Origin of the sequence: Stenotrophomonas sp., assembly GCF_032061965.1 — a bacterium.
Classification (GTDB): domain Bacteria; phylum Pseudomonadota; class Gammaproteobacteria; order Xanthomonadales; family Xanthomonadaceae; genus Stenotrophomonas.
In genome coordinates this window covers 94,781-113,328 of the sequence record NZ_DAMBEF010000011.1, presented here as the reverse complement: position 1 = coordinate 113,328, position 18,548 = coordinate 94,781, and the positions used below count along the sequence as shown (strand labels likewise).

General features: G+C 65.5%; 18 protein-coding genes. 4 read left to right on the top strand and 14 right to left on the bottom strand.

Going from position 1 to position 18,548, the window contains the following annotated elements:
* The first annotated feature begins 407 nt into the window (after positions 1-407).
* Positions 408-974 (top strand): queuosine precursor transporter, encoded by a 567-nt coding sequence (locus tag RT460_RS08160; RefSeq protein ID WP_313318306.1) that lies wholly within the window; start codon positions 408-410, stop codon positions 972-974.
* Positions 975-1,031: 57 nt separating this feature from the next.
* On the opposite strand, the gene glnE is transcribed toward RT460_RS08160, so the two are convergent.
* A complete protein-coding gene (glnE, locus tag RT460_RS08155) occupies positions 1,032-3,872 on the bottom strand; it encodes a bifunctional [glutamate--ammonia ligase]-adenylyl-L-tyrosine phosphorylase/[glutamate--ammonia-ligase] adenylyltransferase (RefSeq protein ID WP_313318305.1) in 2,841 nt (946 codons plus the stop codon).
* Between the two features lie 283 nt (positions 3,873-4,155).
* On the opposite strand from glnE, the gene RT460_RS08150 reads away from it, so the two are divergent.
* Positions 4,156-5,670 carry an acetyl-CoA hydrolase/transferase family protein gene (locus RT460_RS08150; protein WP_313318304.1) on the top strand — a complete coding sequence of 505 codons (1,515 nt, stop codon included), beginning with the start codon at positions 4,156-4,158 and terminating at the stop codon, positions 5,668-5,670.
* Positions 5,671-5,900: 230 nt separating this feature from the next.
* Here the strand turns inward: RT460_RS08150 and RT460_RS08145 are convergent, their stop codons facing one another.
* From RT460_RS08145 to gspE, 13 genes are all read right to left on the bottom strand, one after another.
* A complete protein-coding gene (locus RT460_RS08145; RefSeq protein ID WP_313318302.1) occupies positions 5,901-6,239 on the bottom strand; it encodes a YegP family protein in 339 nt (112 codons plus the stop codon).
* Positions 6,240-6,369: 130 nt separating this feature from the next.
* The gene (locus RT460_RS08140; protein ID WP_313318301.1) at positions 6,370-6,627 is read right to left on the bottom strand and encodes a GIY-YIG nuclease family protein; all 258 of its coding nucleotides are present in this window, start codon (positions 6,625-6,627) and stop codon (positions 6,370-6,372) included.
* 21 nt (positions 6,628-6,648) lie between these two features.
* Positions 6,649-7,092: a hypothetical protein gene (locus tag RT460_RS08135; RefSeq protein ID WP_313318299.1), complete on the bottom strand. Its 444-nt coding sequence runs from the start codon at positions 7,090-7,092 to the stop codon at positions 6,649-6,651.
* Positions 7,093-7,239: 147 nt separating this feature from the next.
* A complete protein-coding gene (locus tag RT460_RS08130) occupies positions 7,240-8,313 on the bottom strand; it encodes a 3-deoxy-7-phosphoheptulonate synthase (RefSeq protein WP_313318298.1) in 1,074 nt (357 codons plus the stop codon).
* A 252-nt stretch (positions 8,314-8,565) separates the two neighbouring features.
* Positions 8,566-9,057, bottom strand: coding sequence for a type II secretion system protein GspM (gene gspM / locus RT460_RS08125; protein ID WP_313318296.1), 492 nt, complete (start codon positions 9,055-9,057; stop codon positions 8,566-8,568).
* Positions 9,054-10,160, bottom strand: coding sequence for a type II secretion system protein GspL (gene gspL, locus RT460_RS08120; RefSeq protein ID WP_313318294.1), 1,107 nt, complete (start codon positions 10,158-10,160; stop codon positions 9,054-9,056). The genes gspM and gspL overlap by 4 nt, the downstream gene beginning before the upstream one ends.
* Before the next feature lie 47 nt (positions 10,161-10,207).
* Positions 10,208-11,149, bottom strand: a complete 942-nt coding sequence (gene gspK, locus RT460_RS08115; RefSeq protein WP_313318293.1) for a type II secretion system minor pseudopilin GspK — start codon at positions 11,147-11,149, stop codon at positions 10,208-10,210.
* The gene (gene gspJ, locus RT460_RS08110) at positions 11,146-11,751 is read right to left on the bottom strand and encodes a type II secretion system minor pseudopilin GspJ (RefSeq protein WP_313318291.1); all 606 of its coding nucleotides are present in this window, start codon (positions 11,749-11,751) and stop codon (positions 11,146-11,148) included. The genes gspK and gspJ overlap by 4 nt, the downstream gene beginning before the upstream one ends.
* On the bottom strand, positions 11,748-12,110 hold the full coding sequence (gene gspI / locus RT460_RS08105; protein WP_313318290.1) for a type II secretion system minor pseudopilin GspI: 363 nt from the start codon (positions 12,108-12,110) through the stop codon (positions 11,748-11,750). The genes gspJ and gspI overlap by 4 nt, the downstream gene beginning before the upstream one ends.
* The gene (gene gspH / locus RT460_RS08100) at positions 12,107-12,616 is read right to left on the bottom strand and encodes a type II secretion system minor pseudopilin GspH (RefSeq protein ID WP_313318289.1); all 510 of its coding nucleotides are present in this window, start codon (positions 12,614-12,616) and stop codon (positions 12,107-12,109) included. Before gspH ends, gspI begins: the two co-directional genes overlap by 4 nt.
* Before the next feature lie 2 nt (positions 12,617-12,618).
* Positions 12,619-13,035 carry a type II secretion system major pseudopilin GspG gene (gene gspG / locus RT460_RS08095; protein ID WP_313318288.1) on the bottom strand — a complete coding sequence of 139 codons (417 nt, stop codon included), beginning with the start codon at positions 13,033-13,035 and terminating at the stop codon, positions 12,619-12,621.
* A gap of 17 nt (positions 13,036-13,052) precedes the next feature.
* Positions 13,053-14,258: a type II secretion system inner membrane protein GspF gene (gene gspF, locus RT460_RS08090; RefSeq protein ID WP_313318287.1), complete on the bottom strand. Its 1,206-nt coding sequence runs from the start codon at positions 14,256-14,258 to the stop codon at positions 13,053-13,055.
* Between the two features lie 19 nt (positions 14,259-14,277).
* On the bottom strand, positions 14,278-15,789 hold the full coding sequence (gene gspE / locus RT460_RS08085; protein ID WP_313318286.1) for a type II secretion system ATPase GspE: 1,512 nt from the start codon (positions 15,787-15,789) through the stop codon (positions 14,278-14,280).
* A 305-nt stretch (positions 15,790-16,094) separates the two neighbouring features.
* Here gspE and RT460_RS08080 point away from each other — a divergent pair, with 305 nt between their 5' ends.
* Both RT460_RS08080 and gspD read left to right on the top strand, forming a co-directional pair.
* Positions 16,095-16,550 carry a type II secretion system protein N gene (locus RT460_RS08080; protein WP_313318284.1) on the top strand — a complete coding sequence of 152 codons (456 nt, stop codon included), beginning with the start codon at positions 16,095-16,097 and terminating at the stop codon, positions 16,548-16,550.
* Positions 16,547-18,475 (top strand): type II secretion system secretin GspD, encoded by a 1,929-nt coding sequence (gene gspD, locus RT460_RS08075; protein WP_313318283.1) that lies wholly within the window; start codon positions 16,547-16,549, stop codon positions 18,473-18,475. Before RT460_RS08080 ends, gspD begins: the two co-directional genes overlap by 4 nt.
* Positions 18,476-18,548: the final 73 nt, after the last annotated feature.

Below are 18,548 nucleotides of genomic sequence, written 5' to 3'. Positions count from 1 at the left end.
GCATGGCACTTTCAGAACGCCAGCGAGGCCAACGGCACAAGCAGAAGCTTGCCCTTACCCCAACCCCTCTCCCGTGAACGGGAGAGGGGCCAGGTCTGCCAGATCGCAAGCCGACTGCAGTGCACGCAATGCATGGCACTTTCAGAACGCCAGCGAGGCCAACGGCACAAGCAGAAGCTTGCCCTCACCCCAACCCCTCTCCCGTGAACGGGAGAGGGGCTTGGTTCTCTTGGGCCTTTGGTTCTCTTGGGCCTTTGGCCTTGTTGAGCGCAGGCGGCGTGCGGTCCTGCCACCCTTGACATGCCCCCGGACCCACACCCGTTACAATAGGCGCCTGCCCGCCCTTCCGGGTACGGCCTCCCCTCCCTGATTGATGCAGTGCCTGCCGGCGCTGCCTGTGCCCGTCCATGTCCTCGTATCCGCCCATCCGCTTTGCCCCGCTGACCCCCACCTCGCTGCTGCTGGCCGTGCTGGCGATGGGTGCCGTGGTGCTGGGCTCGAATGTGCTGGTGCAGTACCCGATCAATGACTGGCTGACCTGGGGTGCCTTCAGCTATCCAGTGGCATTCCTGGTCAGCAACCTGATCAATCGCCGCTTTGGCCCGCAGGCCGCACGCCGCGTGGCCTGGGCGGGTTTCGCGGTAGCCGTGGTGCTATCGATCTGGATCGCCACACCGCGCATTGCAATTGCCTCGTGCTCGGCGTTCATCGTGGCGCAGCTGCTGGACATCACCGTGTTCGACCGCCTGCGCGCCGGCAACTGGTGGCGCGCACCCATGGTGGCCACCACCTGCAGCGCTACGGTGGATACGGCCATCTTCTGGTCGATCGCCTTCGCCGGCTCGCAGCTGCCCTGGATCAGCTGGGCGGCTGGCGATCTGGCGGTGAAGCTGGCGATCGGCGTGTGCCTGCTGGCCCCTTTCCGCGCGCTGCTCTGGAAGATGGCGCCGCTGAAGCCAGAAACCAGAGGCTAAAAACGAGGAACCGGTAAAGAGCGAATCCGCTCTCCCTACGTTGCTGGTTCCTGATTTCTAGTTCCTGGCAGTCAACTCCTGCCCCTTGGATGCAGGGAAAGGCAAACCCTGGGCAACCGCCGCCGCGGTGATGGCTGCACAAGCGGCTTCGATCTCCGGCGTGGGTATGGCGATGCGCGGGCGGCGGTCCAGCGTGCAGGTCAGGCCCACATCCAGCAGCGTGGCATGGGCGGCGTGCAGCGCCATCGCGGTTTCGCCATCCAGCCAGCCGGCGGCCGCCAACGCGGCGATCAGGTAGGGCGTTTCCCTCGGCTCGCATAGCGCCGGGTTGTGTTGCGCCTGCGACAGCACGCCGGTCTGCAGCACGAACTCCAGATCCACCAGCCCGCCTGGTCCCTGCTTCAGGTCCAAGCGGCCCGCATCGCTGCGGTCCAGCTCGGCACGCATGCGCGTGCGCATTTTCAACACGTCGCCGAACAAGGTGTCGTGGTCGCGCGGGCGGCTGAGGGTCGTGTTTCGTACCTGCGAGAAGTCCGCGAGCAGCGATGCATCACCGGCAACGCCACGCGCACGTACCAAGGCCTGGTGCTCCCAGGTCCACGCGCGTTCGCGCTGATATTCGGTGTAGCTGGCCAGCGATGACACCAGCGCGCCCTTGCCACCGTCCGGGCGCAGCCGCACGTCGATGTCGTACAGACGCCCCGCCGCCGTTACCGCGCCCAGCAAGGCCATCACCTTCTGCGCCAAACGGGCAAACCAGCGCCCGCTATCCAGTGGGCGCGGGCCATTGCTGTCCTCCACGCCGGCCGGGCTGTCATACAGGAACACCAGATCCAGATCGGAGCCAAACCCCAGTTCCACCCCGCCCAGGCTGCCGTAGCCGATGATGGCAAAGCGCGCTCCCGGGATTTCGCCGTGGGCCTGGCGCATGTCGGCCTGCGCCATCTGCAACACGGTCACCACCACCGCATCGGCCAGCAGCGCCAGTTGATGGGTGCAATCCACGGCGCGCTGACGGCCATCGTGGAAAGCCAACGCCATGCGGAAACTCAGGGCGAGCCGCACTTCGTTCAGCGCACGCAATGCAGCCTCCGGGTCGTCGATCGCCAGGGCGGTAGCGCAGGCGTCGTGCATTTCCTGCGCTTCCGGCATGGGCCCGGCGACGCGGGTATCCAGCAGTTCGTCCAATAGCAGCGGGAAGGCCACCAACCGCTCGGACAACAGCGCGCTGCGCGCCAGCACGTTGACCAGGCGGTTCAGGGCGCTGGGCTGTTCGTCCAGCAACGCCAGGTAGCTGGTGCGACGCAGGATTGCCGCCAGCAGGCCAAGCACACGGCGCAACGCGGCATCGGGCTGCGGCGAGCGGGTGGCGGCGTGCAGGAGGGCCGGCAACACCCGGTCCAATCGTGCACGCGCACTGTCGGACAGGGATTTCACCCCCAGCGACTGCGCAAACTCGCGCAGCGACTGGTCGGCGCCGTTTGCATCGGCAAAGCCGGCCTCGGCCAGCACCTCGGCGCTGCCGCCATCAGGCAGCACGCGCCAATAGTTTGAAAGCACATCCGGCGCGGCCTGGCCTTGGCGCGGGGCCAGCAAGGCACCGAATTCCACACCCACACGCTGGCGCTGTTCGTTCAAGGCGCCCAGCAAGGCCTCCCAGTCGGCATAGCCCAGGCCGTGGGCGATGCGGGCGCGGTCCAGCGGGTCGTTGGGCAGGCAGTGGGTCTGCGCATCGCGCAGCATCTGCAGGCGATTTTCCACGCGCCGCAGGAAGCGATAGGCCTGGATCAGGTCGTCGCCGTCGCTGGCGGCCATCTGGCCGCCGGCGACCAGCGCGTGCAGCGCGGGCAGCAGCCGGCGTTCGCGCAGCGCCGGCTCACGGCCACCCCGGATCAGCTGCAGGGCCTGGGCCAGGAACTCGATCTCACGGATGCCGCCGGGGCCACGCTTGATATCGTCCAGGCGGTCCTTGCGCGCAACCTCGGCGGTGATCGCGGCCTTCATTTCGCGCAGGCCATCGAGCGCGGTGAAATCCAGGTAGCGGCGATAGACGAAGGGCCGCAGTGTCTCCAGCCAGGCTTCGCCGGCGGCGATGTCACCGGCCACGGCACGCGCCTTGATCCAGGCATAGCGCTCCCAGTCGCGGCCTTCACGCTGGAAATACTGGTCCATGCCGGCAAACGACAGCGCCACCCGCCCGGCCGTGCCGAACGGCCGTAGGCGCAGGTCGACGCGATGGCTGAAGCCTTCGGCGGTGGTTTCGTCCAGCAGCCGCGCCAGGCGCTGGCCCAGCCGGGCGAAGTACTCCTCGCCAGCCAGCGGGCGCGGCCCATCGGATTCGCCGTTCTGCGGGAAGGCGTAGACCAGATCGATGTCGGAAGAGAAATTCAGCTCACCGCCGCCGAGCTTGCCCAAGCCAAACACCACCAGCTGCTGCGCGCTGCCATCGGCGGCGCGTACCACGCCATGGCGGCTGGCGAATTCCTGCTCCAGCGCGGCCAGCGCCAGTTGCAGGCAATCCTCGGCCAGGCGGGTTGCGCCGGCCAGGGTGGCGTCCACGTCGTCCAGGCCAAGCAGATCGCGCCAGATCAGCCGGGTGGAAGCTGCCGTGCGGTAGCGGCGCAGCTGGGTGGGCCAATCGCTGGGGTGCAGCGGGTCCAGATGCGGTAGCGGCAATGGCCCTGGATCGGCCTGGCCCAGCAACTGCAGCAGCTCCGGCTGCCGGCACAGGGTGTCGATGGCGAAGTCGCTGGTGATCGCCAATTGCCGCAGCGCCGCCTCGAAGCCCGGTGCCGACGACCAGTGCGCAGGATCGGGGGCGGCCAGTTTCAGACGCGCCAAGGCGCGATCACTGATTTGCTGAATGGCTTCAGGTACTGCGGGGGCGGTTTGGTTCATCCACCGATTCTGGCATCTGACGGCCCCAAGGTCGCCATCTCCGGCGATCAGGCATTAAAAAAGCCCGCTGACAGCGAACTGTCAGCGGGCTTTGCTCCCTCCCCCACGTCGGGATGCAGGGCGATCCTGATCTCTGTTCGAGCACTTTGCACGCTGCAGTGCAAAACAATACTGGGCAGTACAAGAGGACTCGATCAGCAAAGACCATCCCACCAAGGTAGAACCCCCCACTTCACGCCGATCCGGGATAATCGGGAGTCCCCACAACAAAACCGTAGTCGTCATGTCTGTCGAACGCATCCTGGACCCGCGCCTGCGCGACCGCATCGTTTCCGCCGAACAAGCCGCGGCGCTCATCCAACCCGGCGAGACCGTGGCCATGAGCGGCTTCACCGGCTCCGGTTACCCCAAGGCCGTACCGATCGCCTTGGCACGTCGTATTGAAGACGTGCACGCGGCTGGCCAGCCCTTCCAGATCAAGCTGATGACCGGCGCGTCCACCGCGCCGGAACTCGATGGCGCGCTGGCCAAGGCCGATGGCATTGCCATGCGCATGCCCTTCCAGACCGACCCGGATGCACGCAAGCGCATCAACGAGGGCAAGCTGGATTACATCGATATCCATCTGTCGCACGTTGCCCAGCACGTGTGGTTTGGTTTTTACGGTGACATCGATACCGCCGTGGTCGAGGTGTCGGCCATCCGCGAAGACGGTGCGCTGGTGCCCTCCACCTCGGTCGGCAACAACAAGACCTGGCTGGACCTGGCCAAGAAGGTGATCATCGAGGTCAACGAGTGGCAGCCCGATGGCATCGAGGGCATGCACGACATCTACTACGGCACCGCGCTGCCGCCGCACCGCAAGCCGATCCCGCTGATCCATGGCAACGACCGCATTGGCCAGACCACGCTCAACGTGGACCCGGACAAGATCGTGGCGGTGGTGCGCACCAACGGCCCGGACCGCAACAGCCCGTTCAAGCCGATCGACGATGACAGCCGCCAGATCGCTGGCTACCTGATCGAATTCCTCAAGCACGAAGTAGCCAAGGGCCGGCTGCCGGCCAACCTGCTGCCGCTGCAGTCAGGCGTGGGCAATATCCCCAACGCCGTGCTGGCGGGCCTGGCCGAAAGCGGACTGCGTGGCCTGAGCGCTTTCACCGAGGTGATCCAGGACGGCATGCTGGATCTGCTCAAGTCCGGCGTGCTGGACTACGCCTCGTGCACCGGCTTCGCACTCAGCCCGGAAGCCAACGAAGAGTTCAAGCGCAACATCAAGTTCTACCGTGAGCGCATCATCATGCGCACGCAGGAGATCTCCAACCACCCGGAACTGGTGCGCCGTCTTGGCTGCATCGGCATGAACGGCATGATCGAAGTGGACCTGTACGGCAACGTGAATTCCACCCACGTGATGGGCAGCCGCATCATGAACGGCATTGGCGGTTCGGGCGACTTCACCCGTAATGGTTTCCTGTCGACCTTCCTGAGTCCGTCGATGGCCAAGGGTGGTTCGATCTCGGCAATCGTGCCGATGGTCAGCCACGTCGACCACACCGAGCACGATGTTTCCATCATCGTCACCGAGCAGGGCCTGGCCGATCTGCGCGGCCTGCCGCCGCGTGCGCGTGCGCGCACGGTGATCGACAACTGTGCGCACCCGGACTATCGCGATCAGCTCAACGATTACTTCGACCGCGCCTGCCGCGACAGCTACGGCAAGCACACGCCGCACCTGTTGCCGGAAGCCTTGTCGTGGCATCAGCGCTATATCGATACCGGCACGATGAAACGCTGATTGATCGTTCTTGAAGGCATGAAAAAGCCCGGCAACGCCGGGCTTTTTCTTTCTTCGGGGAGTGCTGTGCGATTCGAAGGCAACGGTCTTCGGCTAACCCTCTCCCCAACCCCTCTCCCGTAAAGGGAGAGGGGCTTCAAAGCTCAATCGACTTCGTCTGCATGTCTCAGCACGCGTGATCTCATAGCCCCTCTCCCTTTACGGGAGAGGGGTTGGGGAGAGGGTGCGCCCTACCCCGCTGTCTTGTCCTTGATCGTGGTACTGGGGCCATTGCCCTTGACGCTGGTGATACCGGCTTCGCGCCCCGCCTGCGAGGCATACATCTGGCTGCTGCCGATCACCTGATGATTGGCGGCCTTCAGATTGAAATGATGGCGACCATCACTGGCGGTCTTGCGCTCATAGCGCGCTTCGTCCGGGCTGTTGGCCTGCACCGAGGCAATGCCGCCTTCGGCCGCCGCGCGCGTGGTGTAACGCTCGCTGGTCAGGATGACCTCGGCGTTGCCCGCCTTGAGCACGAAATAGAACTGACCGTCACTGCTCTTCTCCAACTCGTACCAACCTGCCATCGCAATACCCCACTTGAGGATGATGCCGGCACACCGCCGCCCTGCTACCGCAGCTGCATGCGTGGCTGTTAGTCCGGATGACCGGACGTTGGAAGCCGTTAGATACCGCGGCTACGGGTCAGACTCTACCTCAATCTTCGCTGCGTTCCAGCCAGGCCAGCTTGCGGGTGCGCGGTAGCTGCTTCAATTGCCATTCCGCCCGTGAGGCCGACGAACGGTCGGCGTAAGGGCGACTGGCAAGGATGCGCAGCGGCGGGTGCGCGCGGGTATAGCGCGCACCCTTGCCAGCGGCATGGGCCTGGAAGCGGGCTTCCACATCGGTACTGATGCCGGCGTAATAGCTGCCGTCACGGCATTCCAGCAAGTACAGGAACCAGTTGCCCTTCACCAGGCCCGACGCCTCAACGCGTCACAGGCTGGCGGCGTCGGCGATCTTGCACAGACCCTCGCCCACGGCCTTGTTGGAGGTCATCTGTCCGCCCTTGATGCTGAAGCGGACTTCCACGCGTATCGCCCCGCCGTCCTGGCGACGCACGGTGGTACGCAGCGGCACGGTCGAGCCACCACCACCGCGCACGGGGTTTTCGGCAGCGATATAACCGGTCGTCTCATTCGGCGAAATGCCGACCATGCCCTCGGCTTCGATCGCGGCCAAGGTCTTGGCGAATGCATCGGCGTAGCTGATGCCTTCGTGGTCGGTGGATGCCAGGAACTGCTTGCCGGTGGTGAAACCACCCGTGACGGACAGATTCTGCAGGCAGCCGCTGCCCGAATCGAAAACTTCCTTCTTGGCCAGCGCCATGGTCGGCACCAGCATCAATGCCAGTGCCACACTGCACGTACGGATACGCATCACTTCCTTCTCCCTAAGCGGTGATTTTGATTGGCTTCCTGCCGGCTGAGGCGTTCCCCTGATACGCAGCAGGCGGGAGGTCTTACGACTCCCGCCGCGTAAAGTACTTGGCTTGCCCTCAGCGTGCCAGTGCAAGTGTCACGTTGCTCAGGCCGCGGCTTCCAGCTGTACGCGCCGCCGGGCGCGGACCGCGTCGGCCAGGCGTTCCAGTACCTGGACGGTGCTGTCCCAGTCGATGCAGCCATCGGTGATGCTCTGGCCGTAGACCAGCGGCTGGCCCTCGACCAGCTCCTGCCGGCCTGCCACCAGGTGGCTTTCAATCATTACCCCGACCACGCGCTGCTCACCTGCCTCCAACTGCACGGCGATGTCGTCGATCACCTTGGGCTGGTTCTCCGGCTTCTTGCTGCTGTTGGCGTGGCTGGCGTCGATCATCAGCCGCGCCGGCAGTTGCGACTTGCCCAGGACATCACTGGCAGCCTGCACGCTGGCGGCATCGTAGTTGGGGGTCTTGCCACCGCGCAGGATCACATGGCAATCCGGATTGCCCTGGGTGGCGACGATGGCAGTACCGCCTTCCTTGGTGACCGACAGGAAGTGATGCGGGTGCGACGCAGCACCCACGGCATCGGCGGCAATCTTGACGTCACCGGTGGTGCCATTCTTGAAGCCGACCGGGCACGACAGGCCGGAAGCCAGCTCGCGGTGCACCTGGCTTTCGGTGGTGCGTGCGCCGATCGCGCCCCAGGCCACCAGGTCGGCGATGTACTGCGGCGAGATCACGTCCAGGAATTCCACGCCCGCCGGCAGGCCCAGGCGGTTGATGTCGCGCAGCAGGCCACGCGCAACGCGCAGGCCCTTGTTGATGTTGAAGCTGCCGTCCAGGTCCGGGTCGTTGATCAGGCCCTTCCAGCCAACCGTGGTGCGTGGCTTCTCGAAGTACACGCGCATGACGATCTCGAGCTCGCCGGCCAATGCGTCACGCAACGGGCGCAGCCGCTGGGCGTATTCCATCGCTGCTACCGGGTCATGGATCGAGCAGGGGCCAACCACAACCGCCAGGCGGTCGTCCTGGCCATGCAGGATGCGGTGCAGGGCGCTGCGGGCATCGGCCACGGTCTGCGAGGTTTCGTCATCGCAGGGCAGCAGTGCCAGCAGTTGTGCCGGCGGGGTCAGCGGTTCCAGTTTGCGGATGCGAAGATCATCGGTGTGCGGGGGCATTGCGGGGGCTCCAGTTCAAAGCGTGAAAGGTTTTGCCCCAGCGAGGCGGCATGAAAAAAGCCGCCAGGTTCGCTGGCGGCTTTTCGGGAATGCGTCTGAAAGTTTCTTCAGGGTGAGCGCAGTCCTTCCTCCGCCAGCGGCTTCGGAAAGTAATACCAAAAGTAAAAGCTGGCGCGGGCTGCGTTCATGGGGAGCATTGATAACACGGTTTTTTGTGCGATGCGACAGTTTCAGAGGCAACAGACCTCTCGTTCAGCTTGCAGCGGCCAGCACCACTTCGCCTTGCCAGCCCGTCTCGGCATCGCGTGACAAACGCAGTTGCCGGGTCGCTACGCCGGCCTCCTGCAGTTCACGCAACCATGCCACCACGTCGGTGGGCGCGCCCTGCACGGTCACTGACAAGGACTGATCCGGACGCGTCGGCTGCAACGCCACCGCAAGTCCGCGCCGCTGCGCGCTGGCAGTCAGCAGTGCAGGCAACGCCGAGGTATCCGTTGCCATAACCGCCTTGCCACGGCTTACCAGCTGCGCGGCGTGGCTGCGTAGATGCGCTTGCAATGCCTGCTGATCGGCAACGTTGGCACGTGCGTTCTGCAACGCCGCCTGCACCGGCAACCAGGCACCCCACCAAAAACCCATCATCAGCAAAAAGGCGCCCAAACAAACCAGGGCAAGCCGGTCACGTGCGGCAATTGCGTGCCAGCGTGCTTGCAGCGGCTTCTTCCAATCGTTGTCCATGTTCATTGCTCCGCTCCGACGCTGAGCTGCATTGTTCCGGCAGCACGGCTTTTGCTCTGCACCTGCAACCCCGCCGTCTGCAGGCGTTGCTGCAGCGCCTGCTGCGCCGCGCTGTCGTCGCCGCGCAGTTGCAGCTCCATGCGCGCAGTGCTCGCATCGAACGCCAACTGCTGCAGCTGAAGCGCGCCGTCGGCTGGCATTGCGGCTGCGACACTGCCCAGCAAATCACTGAAACGCGACGCGGAGGTGCCCTGTTGCAGGTGCTGGTCAAACTGCGCTTTCAGGTTGACGATGCGTTGCTCCTGCGGGAACAGCCCTTTGTAGATGGCTTCATTGGCCTGCCGATAGCCATCGGCTTGCTGGTTCAACAGCCATGCCTGCGCGCCATCGAAGCCCAGCTGTGCACACGCCAGCAATGCCAGCGCAGCAGCCAGTGGCTTCCACTGCCGTAGTTGCATGCGCGACTTCATCGCAAACGCACCCTGGGCCAGATCCATTGCCTGGGCATGCTGCGTGGCCATCCATGCCAGCGGTGGAAGGCTGATCGGCTGAAGCTTGTACTCCGCCGTCATCGGCAGACACGGGGTGGCTTCTGCACCGTGGTAGACATGCAGATCACCGGCCATGGCCACGCCTGCCAGCGAAAGCTGTGCCGGTGACAAGGCCAGGCGGGTTTCATCGGCCGCGGCGAGCAGGCAACGTTGGCTGTCCCACAGCAATGTGGCCTGCCCCAGCGGCAGCAGATCGGCATCGACATGGATCACTGCGATGCGCAGGCCTTGCCCGCGCAGGTGATCCAACCACGCCTGCAGCAGGTTGCGATTGATCGCACGCACCGGGTAACGGCCATCGCTGCGCTGCGCACCCATCGCCAGGTGCAGCGCATCCACGTCTTCGGCCAGCATGGGTTCCACGGCATAGGGCAAGGCCTGGCGTTGCCAATGCGCGCTGCCGGCTGGCAACGCAACGGCACAGCTGGCCACCTGTTCAACCGGCAGCACCAGCGCCACCGCCGCTCGCCCCAAACGCCGCACTGCATCGGCCAGCGGTAGCGTACCGGCGTATTGCCCATCGCTGCAGCCGACCTCCAGGTCCGGCGTCAGTTGCATTGGACACCATGGCGGCAGGAACAGGCAGGGCGGAGCCGATTGCGGCTTCATGGGTGGTTCTCCGAAACAAGAGGGGGGGCCAGTTGGTGGTTGACCACGCGGATATCACCGCCATCGCGCTGCAAGGTGCTGAGCAGGCGCAGCCTACGCTCGCCAATCGCCGACTCGCTGCTGACCAGGAACCAGTTGCTGCGCACCGCCAGGCCATTGCGTGACGGTTGCCGGTGCTGCAGCAACGGCTGGGCCAGAAAGGCATCGACGCTGCCGAAGCCACTCGCGCCACGGGCGGCTGCCAGACGTTGGCCATCCTGTATGCCCAGCCCTTCAGCAAGGCAGGCCAGCACCCAGGGGTCGGCAGTATTGAGATTGAGCGTGGTGTTGCCGGGCAAGGCGCTGACATGCGGCAACAAACGCTGGTACACCACGTCATCGACGCCGGCCAGCAAGCGTAGTTCAGTGGGGTCGCGCAGTGACCGCGCTGCGGCCCGGTACGCCGGACTGCGCGATTGATACTCACGTTCGGCCTGCCGGTGCAGCGCTTCCGGTGCGAGGCCCGGCGCGACCCAATCGACCAACCGCCATGCCAGCTGCGGATCCAGCTGCAGCAATACCAGCAACCGCTGCAGCCGCGCCAAGGCCTCGGCATCGAGCTGGCCCGCGTTGACCACGCTGTTGAGGTTGAACCGGCCGGCAAGGTCGTCGATACCGACCGTGACCTCACCGCCCTCGACCGGGTAGGTGGGAAAGCGCTGCGCCCATGCCTCACCGCGATGATCAACCGCCGCTGCGCCATGCAGATCAGCGCGCAACGCGCCCATCGCCAATTGCTCGCCCCCCCGCGCGTACTGCCAGGCCTGACGCGCCTGCAGCTGGTTGCCGGTGGTGCGGATGCTCAACTGCTGGCGCATCACCAGCGTCGCACAGACCGTGGCCGCCAAGGCCACGACCAGCAACACGGTTATCAATGCGACACCGCGTTGGCCGTTCATGACTGCTGGCTCCAGTTCGCACCGTCCGGCAACAGCAACACGCGCCGCACCGGCCCGAACCGGCGGTGCTCGATACGCACCTCCAGCGCACGTGGCAGCGCCTGCCCGCCCGTCTGCCATTGCGTGCGCCAGACGCCTTGGCGATCGAGGTAACGCCACTGCACGGCGCTCACGTCCTGCAGCGCCAACTGACGCTGCGGGGCGGTGCCGTCGGCGCGGTCCAGCACCGGCCAATAGTGGCGATGCAGGGCCTTGCCATCGAAGTACCAACGCACGCGCTGCAACTGGGCGCGAGTGCTGCCCAAGGGGTTGCTCCAGCCGCCCCGGGTCCACTGCAGTCCCTGCCCGTCAGGGTCGCTCCAGAAGGCGGGTTCGCTGCCGCCAGCGACGTCCAGCACCGGCCGCTCGACTGCCTGCTCAACATCGCGCTCGAGGCTGGAAAGGGCGCGCTGCAGCTGGCGCAACTGCAACTCCTGCTCACGCGTCTGTGCGTCCACGCGCACGGTACTGGCCAGCAGCTGATGGCTGGCGATGCCAACGAGGGCGAAGATCGCCACCGCCACCAGCACTTCGAGCAGGGTGAAACCCAGCGCACGGTTCATTGGCGCACGCCGACAAAGCCGGTCAGCACTGCCCCGCCCTCGTTGCCTTCAAGCGCGCTCACCCGCACTTTCACCAGCCGCAGGCTGGGATCGGCAGTGGCCTGGACTTCCTGCACCACGCGCCAGCGACGATGGCCCTGCTCGCGGATGTCTTCATGGATGCCCGGCTGCGTGGCGCCCTGCAGTTGCAGTTCGGCCAGGCTGTTGTCGGCCAACCAACCGGCAAGGGCACGGTTCTCCAGCAGGCCCGCATTGCGCACGTGGCGCTGCAGGGTGGCATGCACCATGGCCGCGACCAGCGCGAACACAGCCAGCGCCACCATCACTTCCAGCAGGGTAAAGCCCCGCGCGCGCGTCACGGCGTGCCAACCTCGCTCACCTGGGGATCGTTGAGCCCATCGCTGTGCACATGGTAGGCGCGGCTACGGTCGGCGCTGCTTTGCAGACGCGCGACGAATGGCGTCCATTGCGCTGCCGAGGACAGCAGCACCTGCGGCGAGCGGACCGTTTCACCGCTACGGGCAGGCAGCTGCAGCAGGCTACCCTCCACCGCCAGGCTTAGCTGGATGTCATCGGGCAGCCGATACGCCTGCCAGTCGGCGACCGCTTGCCAACGCCCAGCCTGCGCGTCGTAGCGCTGTACCTGATAACCCTGTGCATCAACCTTGATGCCGTACTCGCGGTTGTCCAGTACTGCTTCATCGGCTACCAGCCGCACGACGTTGGCAAAGCGGTCCGCCTCCTCACGCAGTTGATAGGTACTGCCCCGCGCGCCAGCGGCGAGGCCGACCGCGCCGGCAAGTACGCCCACGATCACCACCACCACCAGCATCTCCACCAGGGTGAAGCCCTGCGCGCGACGCATGCTCAATCCCGGCTGTCGAGGTCGGCATCCAGTGCCTGGCCGCCTTCGCGACCGTCCGCGCCGTAGGACCACAGGTCATAGGCGGCCTTGCTGCCTGGCGCCAGATACATGTATGGCTTGCCCCAGGGATCGATCGGCAGCTTGGGCAGATAGCCTTCCGGGTTCCAGTTGTCCGCGCCAGCGGCCGGGCGCTGCACCAAGGCCTCCAGCCCCTGCTGGGTATCGGGATAGCGGCGGTTGTCGAGGCGGTACATCTCCAGCGCCGAGGCGATGGCCTTCAGGTCACCGCGCGCGACGGTGACCTTGGCCTGGTCCGGGCGGCCCATCACCTTGGGCACCACCAGCGCGGCGAGGATGCCGATGATCACCACCACCACCATGATTTCGATCAGGGTGAAGCCCTGCTGTCGTCGCGTCATTGCTTTCATCGTGCAGCTCATCCAACCAATTGATTAAGGGACATGATCGGCAGCAGGATGGCCAGCACGATCAACAACACCACCACGCCCATCAGCACCAGCATGAAGGGCTCGAACAAGCCGACCAGCATCGCGATGCGCGCGGCCAGGTCGGTCTCCTGGTTGCGTGCGGCGCGGGCCAGCATCGAATCCAGGCTGCCGGATTTCTCACCGGCGGCGACCATGTGCAGCAACATCGGCGGCAGCGGTGTGTGCTGCTCCAGCGCGCGGGTCAGGCTGCTGCCTTCGCGCACCATCACCTCGGCCTGGGCCAGGCCGGCCTTGATCGATTGATTGCCAACCACCTGGCTGGCGATGCGCAGGGCATCAACCAAGGGCACGCCGCTGCGCACCAGGATCGCCAACGTCGATGCAAAGCGCGCCGCCTCCAGGTCGCGCATCAGCAGGCCGAACAACGGCAGTTTCAACAGGGCTGCATCCCAACGCAGGCGTAGCGCCGGTTGCTGCAGGCGCCGCCAGCCCAGCCACGCGCCCGCGGCACACGGCGGCAGCAGCCATGGTCCCCAGTGCGATACCGCATGGCTCACCGCCACCAGCGCGCGGGTCAGCAAGGGCAGGCTCTGGCCGGAGTCGACGAAGACCTGGATGACATCGGGCACCACGTAGCCGAGCAGGAAGCCAACGATCAGCGTTGCCACTACCAGCAGGATCAGCGGGTACAACAGCGCCAGCTGGATCTTCTGCCGCGACTGTTGGCGCTGTTCGGTGTAGTCGGCCAGCTGTTCCAGCACCACGCCCAGGTGACCACGCTCGCCAGCAGCAACCATGCTGCGATAGATCGTTGGAAACACGCGCGGATGCGCCGCCAGCGCTGCGGCCAGGCCATGACCTTCAAGGATGCGGCTGCGCACTGCCAGCAAGGTACTCCTGACCTGCGCCCTGCCCGACTGCGCTGCCACCGCCCGCAGCGCTTCTTCCACCGGCAGTGCAGCCTGGATCAGGGTGGATAGCTGGCGGGTCAGCAGGGCCAGGTCAGCACTGCCGACACGGCCCCAGCGCGCGATGGGCGAAGCACCTTCGCGGCTGGCAACCGGTTCAACCCGTACCGGGGCCAGGTTGCGCTCGCGCAGCTGTTGCCGGGCCAGGCGGGCACTGTCGGCCTCGACCACGCCGCTATGGCGGCGGCCATCTGCGGACAGGGCCAGGTAATCGAATGCGGCCATCAGCAGGTCACCGCCGTCATCACGGGTCGCGACCCACGCGCAGGACTTCCTCCAGCGTGGTCACGCCATCGAGCACTTTGGCGCGGCCATCATCGAGGATGGACGGACCCTGACAGCGCGCCTGCTCCAGCAGCGCAGCCTCGCCGGCACCGGCATGTACCAGGGCGCGCAGCTCGGGGCCAAACTCGACCAGCTCGTAGATGCCGGTGCGCCCCCGATAGCCCTGGCCATTGCAATGCTCGCAGCCCACCGGACGGAACAGCAACGGCCGCTGCCATGCTTCCATGCCCAGTTGCGCGCACTCTGCGGTGGACGCGGGAACCGCGACCCGGCAGTTCGGACAGATCCTGCGCACCAGCCGCTGTGCCAGCACCCCCAGCAGCGAGGACGACAGCAGGAAGGACTCCACGCCCATGTCGAGCAGGCGCGCCACGGCGCCTACCGCACTGTTGGTATGCAGGGTGGACAGCACAAGGTGACCGGTCAGCGACGCCTGCACGGCAATGCGCGCGGTTTCACCATCGCGTATCTCACCCACCATCAGCACGTCCGGGTCCTGCCGCAGGATGGCGCGCAGGCCACGGGCGAAGGTCATGTCGATGCGACTGTTGACCTGGGTTTGGCCGACGCCGTCCAGGTGATATTCGATTGGATCCTCGACGGTGAGGATATTGCGCTGCCGGTTATTGATGGCGCGCAACCCCGCATACAAGGTGGTGCTCTTGCCGGCGCCGGTAGGCCCGGTCACCAGCACGATGCCGTGCGGGCGACACAGCATTTCCTGCATCAGCCCGACGTCACGCACGCGCATGCCCAGGTGTTGCAGGGACAACTGCCCGGATTGCTTGTCCAGCAGGCGCAGCACCACCCGTTCGCCGTTGGCGGCCGGCAGCGTGGAGACGCGGATATCAACTTCGCGCGTACCCACCCTTACCGAAATGCGGCCATCCTGCGGCAGCCGCTTTTCGGCGATGTCCAGCCGCGCCATCACCTTGATGCGCGACACCAGCAGGGTCGCAAGCTCGCGCCGGGGCTCGACCACATCACGCAGGATCCCATCCACGCGGAAGCGCACCACCAGCCTGCGTTCGAAGGTTTCGATATGGATATCGGAGGCCTGCTCGGCCACGGCCTCACCCAGCAGGGCATTGATCAGGCGGATGATCGGCGCGTCGTCCTGCTGGTCCAGCAGATCCTCGACCTGATCCAGTCCCTCGACCAGACTGGCGAGGTCCAGACTGTCGCCCAGCTCGTCGGCCATGCTCATCGCGGTGCTGGAATCCTGCTGGTAGCTGTGCTGCAACAGCGCTTCGAAGGCCTCGTCGGCCACGATCTCGCAGGGCAACGGCGCCCCCGCCATGCGTTGCGCCTCGGCCACGGCGGTGATCGCCGCGTCGGCTCGGCACGCAATGCGCGCAGCCCCATCGTCCAGCAACACCACGCCGTGCCTGCGCGCGAATGCCAGCGGCAGGCGCGCTGCGGACACGGCACTGCCGCAAGCCATCGTTGCCGAGAGCTCTTCTTTGAGCATCAATCAATCAAGGTGACATCGGCGAATCTCGCGACGTCACACTTTCCCCCCAAGAGTGTGGCCGGAAAAATGCCACGTTCGCATCGAAAAAGCGTGACGCGCACTTCATTTTCTTGGGCCATGTCACAGTTCTTCACCTGTATGCATCGCGCAATCGGACAGGCACCGATAGAGTACCTGCCTTCGCCGATCCGCAGCGCGAAAACAGGGGAAAACCAGTGGTTTTTGAGCCTGTCGTTGCCTTTCCATGGCAATGGCGAAGCCCTTGTGTGCGCGGATCCCGCAACGGGAACAGCGCTCTACACATGCTTCAAGCCGATACTTCCAATCTGTTGCCCAGGCTCCTGACGATCATCGTCACACTTTCCGGCGTGGCGTTGCTGGGCTGGCAGTCACGTCAGTTGTACCTGCAGATGACCCGCCTTCCCGCGGCCACCCACCGTGCCCCTGCGCCGCGCGGCGATACCGATCCGGCACTGCTGGAGCGCTTGTTCGGCGTTGCCGCGGGCAACGCCACCGCCCGCCTGCAGGGGGTGACCCTGCTCGGCTGCATCGTCGCGGCCAACCCCGCGCAGTCGCAGGCGCTGCTGCGGATTGAAGGCCTGGGCGCTGTCACCGTGTCCATCGGCGATGAATTCCTGCCGGGCACCCGCGCCACGCAGATCACCCACGACCACGTTGTGTTCCAGCGTGCCGGCAGCAGCGGCAGGCTGGAATTCGACGCGGACAACAAGGCCGTGCCACGGGAGCAGGCACCATGAGGTCGCTGTCGGGCGTCCTGGCTGGCCTGATGCTGATCTTCGCCATGCAGCCGATGGCAGCGCGCGCATCGGCAGCCAACCGCGCCGATGCCGCCGCACAAGCCGAAGCCGCACAGCAGTGGACGATCAACATGAAGGACACGGATATCCGTGACTTCATCGGCGCGGTCGCCAACATCACTGGCGATACCTTGATCGTGGACCCGCGCGTCACCGGCCAGGTCAGCGTCAGTGCACAGGAGCCGATGACCTTGCCCGAGGTCCGCCGCCTGTTTCTGTCGGTGATGACCGTGCATGGGTTTGCGGTAATCGAAGAGGACAGCCAGACCCGGGTGGTGCCCAATGACGAGGCGCACGTATTCGCCGACGGCCGCAACCGTGGCCCCGATGCGATCGAAACCCGCGTGCTGACCGTGCAGAACGGCAGCGTCGCCGACCTGCTGCCAACGCTGCGCCCACTGGTGCCCGCCAATGCCTACCTGGCAGCGGTTCCCACTTCCAATGCGCTGATCATCAGCGATCGACGCGGCAACATCGCCCGCATCGAATCGCTGGTGCGGCAGCTGGATGCCCCCCGGCTGCATTCGCACAGCGACTACGACGTGCAACATGCCAGCGTCGAAAGCCTGCAGAAGCTGCTGCAGGCCAGCGTCGGCGCAACCACCAGTGGATCCAGCACACGGGTACTGGCCGATACCCGCACCAATCGGCTGTTGATCTTCGGCCCGGAGCAGGCCCGCCAGCGCCTGCTCGAGCTGGCACGTTCGCTGGACGTTGATGCGCCCCGCTCCACCACCACCCAGGTGATCCGCCTGCAACACGGCGATGCCAAGCAGATGGCGCAGACCCTGGGCGCCATCGGCGATTCGATCAAGCAGGAAGATGACGCCAAGGCTGCACCCACCGGCACGTTGATCCGCGCCGATGAAAGCCTCAACGCGGTGGTGATCCACGCTAAGCCGGAGATGCTGCAGATCCTCACCGACATCGTCCGCCAGCTCGACATCCCGCGTTCGCAGGTGTTGGTGGAAGCGGCGATCGTCGAGATATCCGGTGATATCGAGGACGCGCTGGGCGTGCAGTGGGCGCTGGACGGCGGCTCGCGCAGCAATGGCGTGGGGGGCATCAACCACAACGACACCGGGCTGTCGATCGGCACCTTGCTGGGTGCGTTGGCCGCGGGTACCACCCCGACCTCGCTGCCATCCGGCGCCATCCTGGGTATCGGCAACAGCAACTTCGGCGCGCTGGTGACGGCGTTGTCGACCAACTCCAAGAACAACCTGCTATCCACCCCAACCCTGCTGACGCTGGACCACGAACCGGCCGAGATCCTGGTGGGCCAGAACGTGCCGTTCCAGACCGGCTCGTATACCACCACCGGCGATGGCACCAGCAATCCCTTCACCACCATCCAGCGCCAGGACATCGGCGTGACCTTGAAGGTGACGCCGCACATCAACGACGGCGGCACCCTGCGGCTGGAGATCGAACAGGAGATTTCCTCGCTGGCCGCCACGCCCAGCGGCATCACCCTGTCCGATGTGATCACCAACAAGCGCTCGATCAAGAGCACCATCCTGGCCAACGATGGGCAGGTGATCGTGCTCGGCGGCCTGATCCAGGACGACGTCACCCATGGCCGCTCCAGTGTGCCGCTGCTCGGCAGCATCCCGGGGCTCGGCCGACTGTTCAGTTCCACGCGTGATACCCGGGTCAAACGCAACCTGATGGTGTTCCTGCGACCGACCGTGATCCTGGGGCAGGCAGCTGCCGGCGACATCAGCGCGCGCAAGTACCTGGACCTGCGCGGCGCGCCTGCAAACACCGGCAAGTACGCCAACCCGTTGCCTGCCTCGGCCGAACAACTGTTCAACGCCGACGCAGCACCCGACCGCGCAGGCAACCGGACCGCCGGCAACTGATGCGGCAGGCGGCCGCTGAGGCATCCGGACATTGGGATCCGGATGCCCGCGCCCGCACCTACCTGTAGTACTT

Coding starts and splice junctions, on each gene's coding strand:
- gspE (WP_313318286.1), bottom strand. CDS start 15,789: ATGCTCAAAGAAGAGCTCTCGGCAACGATGGCTTGCGGCAGTGCCGTG.
- RT460_RS08160 (WP_313318306.1), top strand. CDS start 408: ATGTCCTCGTATCCGCCCATCCGCTTTGCCCCGCTGACCCCCACCTCG.
- RT460_RS08130 (WP_313318298.1), bottom strand. CDS start 8,313: ATGCCCCCGCACACCGATGATCTTCGCATCCGCAAACTGGAACCGCTG.
- gspH (WP_313318289.1), bottom strand. CDS start 12,616: ATGCGTCGCGCGCAGGGCTTCACCCTGGTGGAGATGCTGGTGGTGGTG.
- gspF (WP_313318287.1), bottom strand. CDS start 14,258: ATGGCCGCATTCGATTACCTGGCCCTGTCCGCAGATGGCCGCCGCCAT.
- gspD (WP_313318283.1), top strand. CDS start 16,547: ATGAGGTCGCTGTCGGGCGTCCTGGCTGGCCTGATGCTGATCTTCGCC.
- gspK (WP_313318293.1), bottom strand. CDS start 11,149: ATGAACGGCCAACGCGGTGTCGCATTGATAACCGTGTTGCTGGTCGTG.
- gspG (WP_313318288.1), bottom strand. CDS start 13,035: ATGACGCGACGACAGCAGGGCTTCACCCTGATCGAAATCATGGTGGTG.
- RT460_RS08145 (WP_313318302.1), bottom strand. CDS start 6,239: ATGGCAGGTTGGTACGAGTTGGAGAAGAGCAGTGACGGTCAGTTCTAT.
- RT460_RS08135 (WP_313318299.1), bottom strand. CDS start 7,092: ATGCGTATCCGTACGTGCAGTGTGGCACTGGCATTGATGCTGGTGCCG.
- gspM (WP_313318296.1), bottom strand. CDS start 9,057: ATGAACATGGACAACGATTGGAAGAAGCCGCTGCAAGCACGCTGGCAC.
- glnE (WP_313318305.1), bottom strand. CDS start 3,872: ATGAACCAAACCGCCCCCGCAGTACCTGAAGCCATTCAGCAAATCAGT.
- RT460_RS08080 (WP_313318284.1), top strand. CDS start 16,095: ATGCTTCAAGCCGATACTTCCAATCTGTTGCCCAGGCTCCTGACGATC.
- RT460_RS08150 (WP_313318304.1), top strand. CDS start 4,156: ATGTCTGTCGAACGCATCCTGGACCCGCGCCTGCGCGACCGCATCGTT.
- gspL (WP_313318294.1), bottom strand. CDS start 10,160: ATGCAACTGACGCCGGACCTGGAGGTCGGCTGCAGCGATGGGCAATAC.
- gspJ (WP_313318291.1), bottom strand. CDS start 11,751: ATGAACCGTGCGCTGGGTTTCACCCTGCTCGAAGTGCTGGTGGCGGTG.